This is a genomic window from Janthinobacterium sp. BHSEK (assembly GCF_056174685.1).
The window spans coordinates 209,412-221,891 of record NZ_JBWBYV010000012.1; the positions used below are offsets into that span (position 1 = coordinate 209,412).

Consider the following 12,480-nt stretch of genomic DNA (forward strand, 5'->3'; position numbering starts at 1 on the left):
CCATCAACGAAATGGGGCAGGCATGGCGACTCTTGCACGCGGCAGGCGCACGGCCGACCGTTTCTCGTCAGAATGATGTCTTGTGGGCGCGGCACGCCTGCGGGCTGCGTCTGAAAACAACATTCGGGGCAAAACAGTCTTGTAGTAAAACTACGATACAGCACCCGCATTATGCCTTAAAGCCCCGTATTGCGCAGCTTTCCCGCCTGTTATTTCAAAATTGAATAGCTGACATTTGAAATCAAAAGTAGCCTTATAACTTGGAATCGCTATACTTATATTGCAGTGCAGCACAACGCGGCACGCCACATAAGGAGTCTGCCATGTCTACCGCATTTACCTACCACACCACGCAAAACAGCAATATCGTCGCCACCCTGGTTCACGCCGCAAAACGCGTTGGCGCCTGGCTGAACCAAAGCAGCGACCGCCGCGAGCGCGCTTACGAAGAAGCCTATCTGGCCGAATCGACCGACCGTTACGATCTGGAATACCGCATGCGCGAACTGGCCCGTGCCAACCCGCAGCCAAGCTGGATGAGCGGTCTGAGCCGTTAAGAGTGCCGCCATACCCGGCCACTCATCGCAGCCCATTATTGGCTGTTGCAACATCGATAGCGCCATCCTGCTCGCCTTGCGCTTGAGCACAGGATGGGCTATACAGGCGGGATGCAAACGCCCATTACCATCCTCGCCATCGCCGGCAGCCTGCGCGCCGCCTCGCTGAACACCGCCCTGCTGCGCGCCATCGCCCGGCTTGCCCCGCCGTCATTCGACATCCGCATCTATCCGGGACTCGGTGAACTGCCCCTGTTCAATCCCGACCTCGACGCCGACAGCCTGCCGCCCGTGACGGACCTGCGCGACGCCATCCTGGCGGCCGACGTGCTGCTGCTGGCCAGCCCCGAGTACGCGCACGGCGTAAGCGGCCCGATGAAAAATGCGCTGGACTGGATGGTGGGAAATGAATCGTTCATCGACAAGCCGCTGGTGCTGCTGAACGCCTCGCCGCGCGCCACGCACGCGCAGGCGGCCCTGCGCGAAACAGTGCGCACCATGTCGGCGCGCCTGATCGAGGAGGCCTGCATCAGCCTGCCCCTGCTGGGGTCGGGACTCGATGCGGACGGCATCGCCGCGGACCCGGCATTGCGCCGGGCCCTGCTCGATATGCTGCAGTGCATCAGGTCATTTTCATGACCGTCTGCACGTTTTACTATCAATTCATCTAGTTTTACTACGTACTTCTACGGATCGCTCAATGCGGGATCATGCCGGTGAACACGTAGGCTTGCAGCATGGTGATGATGCCGATGATCACGGCAAACAACAGGCTGTGCTTCAAGGTGAAGCGGAACAGGTCCGATTCCTTGCCCACCAGGCCCGTTGCCGCGCAGGCGACGGCGATCGACTGGGGCGAGATCATCTTCGCCGTCACGCCGCCCGTCGTATTGGCCGCCACCAGCAAGGTGTCGGACACGCCGATCTGGTGCGCCGTGGTGTTTTGCAGGGAGCAGAACAGGGCGTTCGACGACGTGTCGGACCCCGTCAGGAAGACCCCCAGCCAGCCCAGGAAGGGCGAAAAGAACGGGAAGGCGGCGCCGCTGCCGGCCAGCAGCAGGGCCAGCGTGGATGACATGCCCGAGTAATTGGCAACGAAGGCAAACGCCAGCACCAGGCCGATCGACAGCACGGGACGGCGCAATTCCACCACGGTTTCCACGAACGCCTTCCAGCCATTGCGCGGCTTCATGCGCAGCATCAACATCGACAATACGGCCGTCAGTAAAATCGCCGTACCCACGGCCGACAGCAGATCGAGCTTGAACACGGCGTCATACGCCTTCGGCTCCGCCACGATGGGCATCGTCTTCATCACCAGTTTATCGAGGTAGGGCACATGGATCTTGACGACCAGGCCAGACAGCGCGCCGCCGGCGGCAAACAGGGCCTTGAAGCCGGGCAGGCTCCACACGGTGACGATGGCCGTCAACAGGCCGAACGGTGCCCAGGCACGCATGGTCTGCGCCGTCGTGTAGGGCGAAGCGGCGCGGTTGCCGCCGCCGCGCAGGTCCGAGGCACCGCCCGCCCCGCCAAAACCGGACAGCGCGGCCGTACCGCCGCCGACGGCATGCGCCACTTTTGCATTCTTCGGCTGCCACACTTTCAGGAACAGGGTCAGCGACACCAGGCTGACGAGGGCCGAGGTGATGTCCGGCAGTTCAGGGCCGATATGGTTCGACGTGAAGTACTGGGTCACGGCAAAACTGAAACCCGTCACCAGGGCGGCCGGCCACACTTCGCGCACGCCGCGCAAGCCATCCATCATGAACACCAGCCAGAACGGCACCAGCAGCGACAGCAGCGGCAGCTGGCGGCCCGCCATGGCGCCGATCAGGAATGGGTCGATGCCCGTCACCTGGCCCGCCACGATGATGGGAATGCCCATGGTGCCGAAGGCCACGGGCGCCGTATTGGCGATCAGGCACAGGCCCGCCGCATACAGCGGGTTGAAGCCCAGGCCCACCAGCAGCGCCGACGTGATGGCCACGGGCGCGCCGAAACCGGCGGCCCCTTCCAGGAAGGCGCCGAAGGCAAAGCCGATCAGCAGCACCTGCAGGCGCTGGTCGTCCGTCACCGACAGCACGGAGGCGCGGATGATCTCGATCTGCTCCGTTTTCACGACGATTTTATACAGGAAGACGGCCGTGACGATGATCCAGGCGATGGGCCACAGGCCATACGCGAAGCCGTAACCGGCCGCCGCGAGCGCCTGCGGCACGGGCATGCCGTAGGCGAAAATCGCCACGGCCAGCGCCAGCGCCAGGGTGACGGCGGCCGCCACGTGGCCCTTGATGCGCAGCGCCGCCAGGGCGATGAAGAAGAAAATGATGGGCACGGCTGCCGCCAGCGACGACAGCCACAGGCTGCCGAGCGGTGTATAAAGTTGGGTCCAGGTTTGCATGTCGGGTCTCCTCCGGTGGATGCGGGTTGAATGAAAAAACGGCTTTTGATGTAATTGTGTGCAGCGTGTTTTTCGCGGTGTGGCGGGGCGTCGCTATTCTTCCTGCCCCCGTGCATTGAGCAGGTCGGCCAGGCTGCGCGGCGCCGGTTTTAAAGGCTTGCGGTGCTGGGTCCAGCCCAGTTGCGCGCGCGGCGTCAGCATCCGCAAGCGCGTGGCGGCCCAGCGGAACAAACGGTAGCTGGCGGGGCGCGCGAAGGCGCCGCTCCAGAAGCGCCAGATCAGGCTTTCGCCGCGGCTGAACTTGGCCCCCTGCCCGCGCAGCGGATGCGCCACCGCCTCATGCGGATTGCGGTTGGCCTCCGTGCGCAGGCGCACCAGCAGCTGCGGAATCGGGATGCGCACGGGGCACACCTCGCCGCAGGCACCGCACAGGCTCGACGCGGTGGCCAGGTCCGCCGTCGCGTCCAGCCCCAGCAAGTGGGGCGAAATGATCTTGCCGATCGGCCCCGGATACGTGGTGCCGTACGCGTGGCCGCCGATGCGCGTGTAGACGGGGCAGTGGTTCATGCAGGCGCCGCAGCGGATGCATTGCAGGGTGGCGCGCAGCTGCTCGTCGGCGTAAGCCTGGCTGCGGCCGTTATCGAGCAAGACCAGGTGCACTTCGCGCGGCCCATCCTGTTCGCCGGCGCGGCGCGGGCCGGAAATCAGGTTGAAATACGTGGTGATGGCCTGCCCCGTCGCCGAACGCGTCAGGAGACTGGCCAATGGCACGATATGTTCGAGCTTGGCGACCACTTTTTCCATGCCCATGATGGCGATGTGCACCTCCGGCACGGACGTCGTCAGCCGGCCATTGCCCTCGTTTTCCACCAGCCACAGGGTGCCCGTGTCAGCCGCCGCGAAGTTCACGCCCGACAGGCCGATGTCGGCCTCGACGAAGGCCTGGCGCAGGGCGCGCCGCCCCGTCTGGATCAGGCTGTCGACGTCTTCCGTGTAGGGCGCGTCGGGAATGTGCTCGGAGAACAGGCCGGCGATGTCCGCCTTGGTCTTGTGGATGGCCGGCATGACGATGTGCGACGGCTTTTCGCCTGCCAGTTGGACGATGTATTCGCCCATGTCCGATTCCAGGCAGCGCATGCCGCGCGCTTCCAGGTAGTGATTGAGCTCGATTTCCTCGCTGGCCATCGACTTGCCCTTGATGAAGCGCGTCGCCCGGGCCTTTTGCGCGATGGCGTGGATGATGGCGTTGGCCTGTTCGCCGTCCTCGGCCCAGTGCACCTGCACCCCGGCCGCCGTCAGTCTGTCTTCCAGCTGCACCAGCAAATCGGGCAGGCGCGCCAGCGCGTGCCGGCGCACGGCCTCGCCGATGTCGCGCAGGCGTTCCAGCTCGTCGCCATCGGGGAATTGCGCCGTGCGCTTGTCCTGTAAAAAATCCATGGCGCCGCGAAAGCTCTGGCGCAGTTTCGGGTCGTCCAGCGCGGCGCGGGCGCGCGCATGGAAATCGGCCGGTTTGACGAATTGCAAGGGCTTGGCGTTCATGGCTGGCCTCCTTCATGGGCTGGCAAGTCATCGACGATCAGCACCCACAGCCAGCGCGGGCCGTGCGCGCCATACGCGAGGGTTTGCTGGATATCCGACGTTTTCGAGGGGCCCGACACCAGCACCAGGTTCGACGGCATGCCGTCCATCCAGCGCTCGGCGCGCGCCGCCGCGTGCAAGTCCACGTGCAGGCTGCTCGCATACACGAGGCAGACGTGCAGCGGAGGCGCCAAGGACACCGTGCGCGGCGTCGCCGCGTCGGGCGCGATGACCAGGGTACCGGTGGCGGCGATGCCGGAACGGGCGACGGTCAACCCAGCATCGACGGTGTCGAACAGTTCGCGCTTCCACTGCGCCAGCGGACGGTCAAAGGACAGCGCTTCCACGCCCTGCGGCAAGGCGGCGCGCAAGGCCCGCCCTTCGGCGCTGCCGGTATCGAACAGCAAACGGCGCACGCCGTGTTCACCGAGGCGCTGCGCCAGCAGGGCCGGCCAGGCATCGCCACGCACGCAGTCGACCTGCGCATGCGCGGCGCGCAAGGCTGCCTGCATGGCGGCTATCCTGTGACGCGGCGACAAGGGCGCTGCGGCGCGGCGCGCCTGGTAGTGATTGTCGATGGCCGTATCGATGGCACCCACCACTTCGGGCGCCGAGGGCGCGGCGGCGCGCAGGCGTCCCAGCATGCGTTCGCGGGCGGTCAATGCCGTACTCATGGCGCGCCTCCCGTGCGGCGCCACAGAAAGCTGGCCAAGTGCTCGACGGGCAGCGGCGCGCCCTGGTGCTGGGCGGCGTGGCCGATATTGAGCAGGCAGCCGCAATCGGCCGAAACGAGCCGGTCGCAGCCCGTGGCGCAGGCCGAGGCGATCTTGTCGCTGACCATGGCGCCGGAAATGTCCGGATGTTTTAGTGAAAACGTGCCGCCGAAGCCGCAGCATTCCGATTCGCGCTGGTGTTCGATACGCGTCACGCCGGGCAAGGCGTCGAGCAGCGCCACGCCGTGGGTGCGCGTGCCCATTTCGCGGCGCGCCCCGCACGAGGTGTGCAGCACCACGTTTTCATCGGCCTGCCCGACCGCAGCCAGGCCGGCCAGGTCGAGCTGCAGCACGCAGACGAGAAATTCGCTCAGTTCATACACGCGTCCGGCCAGTTCGACCGCCTTGGGGCCGGCCACGGGATCGTCGTGGAACAGCTGCGGCCAGTGGTGGCGCATCATGCCGGCGCAGGAGCCGGACGGCACGATCACGGGCCAGGGCTGCGCAAACAGGTCCAGCTGGGCGCGGGCCACGGCGCGCGCCTGTTCCGGGTTGCCGCTGCTGTAGGCGGGCTGGCCGCAGCAGCTCTGGCCGCGCGGGTAATGCACCAGCAAGCCTTCCCGCTCCAGCAGGCGCACCGCGTCGAGCCCCGCCTGCGGCACGAACAGGTCGACCAGGCAGGTGGCGAACAGGTACACCTCGTGTGGTGATGGCGGATAGTGACGCGGCTGGCGCGGGTCTGGCTGCATGAGTGTGCCTCCCCCGGCGCTCTGTGTGTTGCTGCGGCGCCGCTGTGTGTTGTTAAGAATGACCGGTTCACGCATAATTCCAGCTTCCGCAAGCCACTTCAAATTGCTCGGACCACTTTAAAACAACACCGGAAGACAGTGATGGCGACAGGCATGCAGACGCGGGGCAGGGTCGAGATGACGATGCGCAGGCTGGAGACGGCCCTGCTGGACGGCAGCTTGCCGGCGGGCGCGCAATTGCCGGCCGAGCGCCTGCTGGCGCAGCAATATGGGGTCTCGCGCAACACCGTGCGCGAAGCGGTGCAGCGGCTGGCGGCGCGCGGCCTGGTGCGCAGCCGGCGCGGCGCCGGCGTGTTCGTGACGGATCAATTGCGCACCGGCATGGCGTCGCCGTGGAGCCAGCTGGTGGCCGACCACCCCGCCCTGCGCGACGACATCCTGGAATTTCGCCGCGTACTGGAAGGGGCGACGGCCTACTTTGCGGCGCAGCGGGCCAGCGGCGACGAGCGCGCACAGATCATGGCGCTGCTGGCCGAACTGGAACAGGCGCGCGCCAGCGACGACAAGCACGGCGAGGCGCAGGCCGACGCGCGGCTGCATGAAGTCATCGCGCAGGCCTCGCACAACACCATGTTTCTGCACTTGCACACCAGCATCATCGGCATGCTGCGCGAACACATCACCATCAACGGCACGGGCTTGCGCCAGCAGGACGACGCCACCTCGCTGCAGCTGCTGTCGCAGCACCGCACCCTGTGCGTCGCCATCTGCGCCAGCCAGCCCGAGGAAGCGCGCACGGCCATGCAAAGCCACATCGATTTCGTGCGCACGCGCGTCACCGGCGATGACGATTGAGGCCACTGGTAGGACCAGTGCATGCGCACAGCGGCGGCGAAAGCTGCTAACATCGCGCGCCGCCAACTGATCCGTCCTGCCATGACCGTCCTCGCCCACACCCATCCGCTGGTGCTCCAGCTGGAAAACGACTTGCTGCCCCTGTTCCGCGCCGCCCTGCCCGCACTCGCGGCCGCCGCGCCACGGGCGCTCGCCTCCGTGTTCGCCTTTTCCAACGGCACGGCCAGCGCCTTCCACGATTATCATTTCGGCATTTCCTGCCTGCTCGAAGACGTGCCAGACGATGCCCCGGAAGAAGTCGCCCTGCTGGTCAGCGTCACGGGACTCGACGCCATCGCCAGGCTCAGCGCACAGGTCGTCTGGGGCCAGCCATCGGGCCGGGTGGAAACGCAGGCCGAACTGGCGGCGAGCGACCTGCCGGCCTTGCATGCGGCCCTGCCCGGCTTGCTGGCCAGCCTGCAAGAGGCAGCCAGCCGTGGCGGACCGGGAATGTAACAAGCGCATGTGACAGGCGCATGAAAAAGTGCCAGGAAACAACAACTTACGCTTTCCGCAGCGCAACTTTATTGACTTCCACTAGTCCCAGCCCCTATCCTTTCAGTTACGTTTGGTGAGAATGTCTGACTGCTCCTGCGAGCATGCGGACAGGCCGCCTCGCCTCTGCAAAAGTCCATTCCGCATTTTTATTGCAACCATCAGGGCAACGCGCCTGGACGGCCGCTGCCAGCAAATACGGAGCTGACTGCCATGCCATCGCACCACCATTTTCCTGGAATATCCTTGCTGGGCTGCCTCTTCCTGCTGGCCGCCCTGCCCGTGCAGGCGCAGACTGCGGACAGCCCTGCCGCCAGCCTCACCGCCAATGCCAGCCTCGCCTCGCAATACATTTCGCGCGGCTTTCGCCAGACCTGGGGCAAGCCCGCGCTGCAGGCGGGGGCCGACTACGCGCACCCGAGCGGCTGGTCGCTCGGCACCTGGGCTTCCACCGTCAGCGACCGCTATATCCAGGATGCGAGCATCGAATGGGACCTGTACGGCGGCTACGGCGGCACGGTGGGCGAGTTGGGCTACAGCGTGCTCGCGTATTACTACAAGTATCCGGGCGCCGTCTACCGCGCCACAGGCGTCAAGTACGACTATGGCGAACTGTCGCTGGGCCTCAGCTACAAGATGCTGTACGCCAAGTACAACCATACCGTCACGCGCGACTTCTTCGGCATCACGCATGCGCGCGGCACGGGCTACCTGGACGTGGGCGCGAATGTCGACCTGGGCAATGCCTGGACCTTGAACCTGCACGCCGGCAATGGCCGCGTGGCGGGCACGGGCAATGCCATCTGGAACTGGCGTGACGCCAAGGTCGGTGTCACCCGCGCCTTCGACGGCGGCTGGAGCCTGAGCGGCGCCGTGACGCGCGCCTGGGGCGCCACCGATGCCTACGACCATTACACCTTGGGCGTTCCGAATGCGGCCGGCCAGTTCGACACCTCGAATCCCGCCGCGGCCACGCTGGTCGTGGCCATCAGCAAGACGTTCTAGGCGCGCCACCCGCGACGCCCACGACACCGATACCCCTCCCCATCAAGGAACAGCATCATGCAACTCTCACTGAACAGTAAAATCTGCGTCGCCGCCACCGCGCTCGCCGTCCTCAGCCTGGGCGTCACGGCGGCCGTGATCGGCTACAAGAGCAGCGCCAGCGCCGAGGCGGCCGCGCTGGACCTGGCGCGCACGTCGGCGCGCGAAGTGGCCGGCGCGCTGCAGGCGCGCATCGCCAGCAACCTGTCCAGCGTTTCCAGCCTGGCCGGCGCCATGCGCGGCACCAGGAGCGCCAGCCTGCCCCTGCAGCGCGAGCAGATCAACGAACTGACCAAAGCCACCCTGACCAGCTCGGAAGACTTGCTGGGCGCGGCCGTGACCTGGGAGCCGAACGCGCTCGACGGCAAGGATGCGGATTTCGCCAACCAGAAGCCGAATTACGACGCCAGCGGCCGCTTCATGCCCTACTGGACGCGGGGCGCCGGCGGCAAGCTGCAAGTGGAACCCATCGTCTTCGACCCGAAACCGGGCGCCAACGACTGGTATGACGTGCCCAAGCGCACGGGCAAGACCTACTTTACGGAACCGTACATCTACCCCGTCGACGGCAAGAATGTGCTGATGGCCTCGCTGGTGGCGCCCATCATGATCGACGGCGGCTTCAAGGGCACGGCCAGCGCCGACTTCATGCTCACGCGCCTGGCGACAATCCTGGCCGGCCTGAAGGTGATCGAGGGCGGCAAGCTGGCCCTGATCTCGAACGGCGGCCTGTACGCCAGCCATCCCGTGCCTGAGCGGCTGGGCAAGAAGGCCGACGACGTGCCGGCCGCCGGCCTGGAAAAGGTGCGCCAGGGCCAGCCGTACGAATATGAAGACGGCCAGGGCTACATCCATTTGCTGCAGCCGCTGCAGATCCACCCCGATATCGCACCGTGGAGCGTGGAACTGAACTTCCCGAAAAGCGTCGCCATCGCCTCGGCGCGCGACCTGATGATCTACACGCTGATCGTCGCCCTGCTGTGCGCGGCGGCCACGGCCGGCATCCTGATCCTCGTCGTCAACCAGCTGACGCGCCCCCTGCGCACCCTGGGCCGCACCATGACGGACCTGTCCAGCGGCGACGCCGACCTGCGCGTCAAGCTCGAAGTCAAGGGCACCGACGAGCTGGCCGTGATCGGCAAGGGCTTCAACGCTTTCGTGGAAAAGATCCACGCCGTGCTGCTGCAAGTGCAGGCCAGCGCCGACAACGTGGCCCGTGCCAGCGCGGAAATTGCGCAAGGCAATAACGACCTGTCGGCCCGCACGGAGCAGCAAGCCAGTTCGCTGGAAGAAACGGCCGCTTCGGTGGAAGAATTGACGGGCACCGTCAAGGAAAACGCCGACCATGCGCGCCAGGCGAATCAGCTGGCCGCTTCCGCATCGAGCGTGGCGCAAAAGAGCGGCGAAGTGGTCGGCAAGGTCATCGAAACGATGACGTCGATCAACGACTCGTCGAACAAGATCGTCGACATCATCAGCGTGATCGACGGCATCGCCTTCCAGACGAATATCCTGGCCCTGAATGCGGCCGTGGAAGCGGCGCGCGCGGGCGAACAGGGCCGCGGCTTCGCCGTGGTGGCGACGGAAGTGCGCAACCTGGCGCAGCGCTCGGCGGCGGCGGCCAAGGAAATCAAGCTGCTGATCGACGATTCCGTGGGCAAGGTGGCGGCTGGCAGCAAGCTCGTCGATGAAGCGGGTTCCACCATGGAACAGGTGGTCGACAGCGTGCGCAAGGTGACCGCCATCATGGCCGACATCAGCGTCGCCACCAGCGAGCAAAGCGACGGCATCGCCCAGGTCAACCAGGCGCTGGCGCAGATGGACGGCGTGACGCAGCAGAACGCGGCCCTCGTCGAGGAAGCGGCTGCCGCCGCCGAAAGCCTGCAAGACCAGGCCAGCCACCTGGCCGAGGTGGTCAGCGTGTTTAAGCTGGGCGCGCAAACGCAGCAACAAGTGACAGCGGCGCCAGTGGCGGCAGTCGCGCCGCGCACGCCACCCGTCGTCAAGGCGCCGGCGCCAGGCAAGCGCCTCGCTGCGGCCAAACCGGCGCCAGCAGAAAGAACGCAGGCCAAGGCGCCAGCCGGGGACGACTGGGAAGAGTTTTAAGCCTGCCATCCCGGGCGATAGCCGGTGCCGGAGCGTGGCGCCGGCCTGCGCGCTGATGTTGATCCAAATCAAGTCGCCAATACATTCGGTGAGAATTGCCCCTTATCCATCCTTTTATACTGTTGCCGCGCCTACGGCACGCATGCTTGCCGAAATAAAAGGATGGGGCATGAAAAAAATCGTGGCAGTCTTCTTGACATCAAGCACCGCACTGCTGGCTGGCTGCGGCGGTGGCGGCGGCAGCAGTGATGCAGGCAATATCAATGCCGGCTCGACACTGGCCTCCTACGTCGGCACCTGGCAAGCGCCATGCGACGAGCATGAACGCGAGACCGTGGTCATCGCGGCCAAGGCCGATGGCAGCGGCGCGATGGAACTGACCTCCACCACCGAAACCTATCTCAAGACGGGCTGCAGCGGCACCTTGCTGGGCACGGAAACCATGAGCGCGAAAATCACGGCGACACCCGATGGCGTGGCTGACGTTCTCACCAAGCTGACGGAAAACGGTACCGCGAGCAACGTGCGCATCGACAAGCTGAACCTGTTCATCCCCGCCTATAGCTTCAGCGTCGCGGGACCTGGCGTGCAATACGTGAAAAAAGATGGCAAGCAGCAATGGTGCATCGATTATGAAGGCGGCTCCACCTGCCTGCTCGATGAAGGCATGCGCCCGGCGCAAACCATCAAGGGCGGCATCTTCTTGCGCGACAACAACCTCTACACCTTCTCGCATAACGGCACCAGCTATGTGCCCGACATGCTGTATGTAAAAAAGTAAGCGCGCGACTTGCCGCGGGACCCATGGCCCTGCGGCTTCATGGCCCCGGGTCCGTCGGCGGGGGAGGTGTAGAATCGGACAGACATTGCAAAAGCAAAAAGCTATCCTGCTGAAAAAGGAGCTTGCCATGTCGATCGACGCTTTCTCCCTGCCGTCCAGCGCTGCGCTGGCCACCCTGCTGCAGCCGCAGGACAGCGCTTTTCTCCCCATCGAAGGCTTGCGGCGCCTGCGCGACGCGGGGCTGGACCAGTTGCCCCCGCCCGGCCACGGCGCCACCCTGTTGCGCTGGCAAATGCTGGCCGCCGTCGCCGCCATCGACCTGTCCCTGCTCAAGCTATATGAAGGCCATACGGACGCGCTCGCCATCCTGGCGGAAATCGGCGCTCCCGGCGTGCCGGCCGGCAGCCTGTGGGGCGTCTGGAGCGCGGACCTGCCGGGGGCGCGCGTGCGGTTGCGGCAGATGGCCGATGGCCGCCATGTGCTCGACGGGCGCAAGGCCTGGTGTTCCGGGGCGAAGGGACTCAGCCATGCCTTGATCAGCTGCTGGAACGACGATCGCCAAGCCTGCCTCGCCTCCGTCGCCCTGTCGCAGCCGGGCGTACACGTCACGGACGAAGGCTGGCGAGCCGTCGGCATGGCCGCCTGCGCCAGCGTCGACGTGACCTTTTCCGCCGCGCGCGCCTTTCCCGTGGGCGCGCCGGGTGCCTATCCGGCCCGCCCCGGCTTCTGGCATGGCGCCGCCGGGATCGCGGCCGCCTGGTATGGCGCCGCCTGCGCCATCGCCGGCCACCTGCATGCGCGCGCGCAGCACGCCGCCCCCGATGCAGTCCGCCTGGCGCAACTGGGGCAGATCGACTGCGCGCTGCGCGCCGTGGCCGCCCTGCTGCGCGAAGGTGCCGCCGAGATCGACCGGTGCCCGCATAGCGATGCGATGGCCCTGGCGCTGCGCCTGCGCCTGGCAACGGAAGACGCGGCCACGCTGGTGCTGCACCTGGCCACGCGCGCGCTGGGGGCCGGCCCCCTGTGCCGCGACGCCCACTTCGCGCGCCTGGCGGCCGACCTGCCCGTGTTCCTGCGCCAGAGCCATGCCGAACGCGACCAGGCCGTGCTGGGCGGCATCGTCGCCGGCGCGGAAGAACATCCGTGGGCGCTGTGACGG

12 protein-coding genes are annotated in these 12,480 nt (G+C 66.0%); 8 read left to right on the forward strand and 4 right to left on the reverse strand.

What is annotated here, in order from left to right; translation table 11 throughout:
* Window positions 1-323 precede the first annotated feature (323 nt).
* Both AC0V2Y_RS05650 and AC0V2Y_RS05655 read left to right on the forward strand, forming a co-directional pair.
* Window positions 324-557, forward strand: coding sequence for a DUF3563 family protein (locus AC0V2Y_RS05650; RefSeq protein ID WP_080698581.1), 234 nt, complete (start codon window positions 324-326; stop codon window positions 555-557).
* Window positions 558-668: 111 nt separating this feature from the next.
* The gene (locus tag AC0V2Y_RS05655) at window positions 669-1,196 is read left to right on the forward strand and encodes an NADPH-dependent FMN reductase (protein WP_475415496.1); all 528 of its coding nucleotides are present in this window, start codon (window positions 669-671) and stop codon (window positions 1,194-1,196) included.
* Between the two features lie 58 nt (window positions 1,197-1,254).
* On the opposite strand, the gene AC0V2Y_RS05660 is transcribed toward AC0V2Y_RS05655, so the two are convergent.
* From AC0V2Y_RS05660 to AC0V2Y_RS05675, 4 genes are all read right to left on the reverse strand, one after another.
* On the reverse strand, window positions 1,255-2,961 hold the full coding sequence (locus AC0V2Y_RS05660; protein WP_475415497.1) for a lactate permease LctP family transporter: 1,707 nt from the start codon (window positions 2,959-2,961) through the stop codon (window positions 1,255-1,257).
* Between the two features lie 93 nt (window positions 2,962-3,054).
* Complete coding sequence (locus tag AC0V2Y_RS05665) at window positions 3,055-4,500, reverse strand: LutB/LldF family L-lactate oxidation iron-sulfur protein (RefSeq protein ID WP_475415498.1); 1,446 nt, start codon at window positions 4,498-4,500, stop codon at window positions 3,055-3,057.
* Window positions 4,497-5,213 (reverse strand): LutC/YkgG family protein, encoded by a 717-nt coding sequence (locus AC0V2Y_RS05670; RefSeq protein WP_475415499.1) that lies wholly within the window; start codon window positions 5,211-5,213, stop codon window positions 4,497-4,499. The genes AC0V2Y_RS05665 and AC0V2Y_RS05670 overlap by 4 nt, the downstream gene beginning before the upstream one ends.
* Entirely contained in the window at window positions 5,210-6,001 is a 792-nt protein-coding gene (locus tag AC0V2Y_RS05675; protein ID WP_475415500.1) for a (Fe-S)-binding protein, read from the reverse strand. Before AC0V2Y_RS05675 ends, AC0V2Y_RS05670 begins: the two co-directional genes overlap by 4 nt.
* 141 nt (window positions 6,002-6,142) lie before the next feature.
* On the opposite strand from AC0V2Y_RS05675, the gene AC0V2Y_RS05680 reads away from it, so the two are divergent.
* The 6 genes from AC0V2Y_RS05680 to AC0V2Y_RS05705 all read left to right on the forward strand — a co-directional run bounded on the left by AC0V2Y_RS05680 (window position 6,143) and on the right by AC0V2Y_RS05705 (window position 12,477).
* A complete protein-coding gene (locus tag AC0V2Y_RS05680) occupies window positions 6,143-6,856 on the forward strand; it encodes a FadR/GntR family transcriptional regulator (protein ID WP_475415501.1) in 714 nt (237 codons plus the stop codon).
* A 21-nt stretch (window positions 6,857-6,877) separates the two neighbouring features.
* Entirely contained in the window at window positions 6,878-7,351 is a 474-nt protein-coding gene (locus tag AC0V2Y_RS05685) for a hypothetical protein (protein ID WP_475415502.1), read from the forward strand.
* Window positions 7,352-7,636: 285 nt separating this feature from the next.
* Window positions 7,637-8,395, forward strand: a complete 759-nt coding sequence (locus AC0V2Y_RS05690; protein ID WP_475415503.1) for a TorF family putative porin — start codon at window positions 7,637-7,639, stop codon at window positions 8,393-8,395.
* 57 nt (window positions 8,396-8,452) lie between these two features.
* Window positions 8,453-10,540, forward strand: a complete 2,088-nt coding sequence (locus tag AC0V2Y_RS05695; RefSeq protein WP_475415504.1) for a methyl-accepting chemotaxis protein — start codon at window positions 8,453-8,455, stop codon at window positions 10,538-10,540.
* Window positions 10,541-10,709: 169 nt separating this feature from the next.
* On the forward strand, window positions 10,710-11,321 hold the full coding sequence (locus tag AC0V2Y_RS05700; protein WP_475415505.1) for a hypothetical protein: 612 nt from the start codon (window positions 10,710-10,712) through the stop codon (window positions 11,319-11,321).
* Between the two features lie 127 nt (window positions 11,322-11,448).
* On the forward strand, window positions 11,449-12,477 hold the full coding sequence (locus AC0V2Y_RS05705) for an acyl-CoA dehydrogenase family protein (RefSeq protein WP_475415506.1): 1,029 nt from the start codon (window positions 11,449-11,451) through the stop codon (window positions 12,475-12,477).
* The last annotated feature ends 3 nt before the right edge of the window (window positions 12,478-12,480 follow it).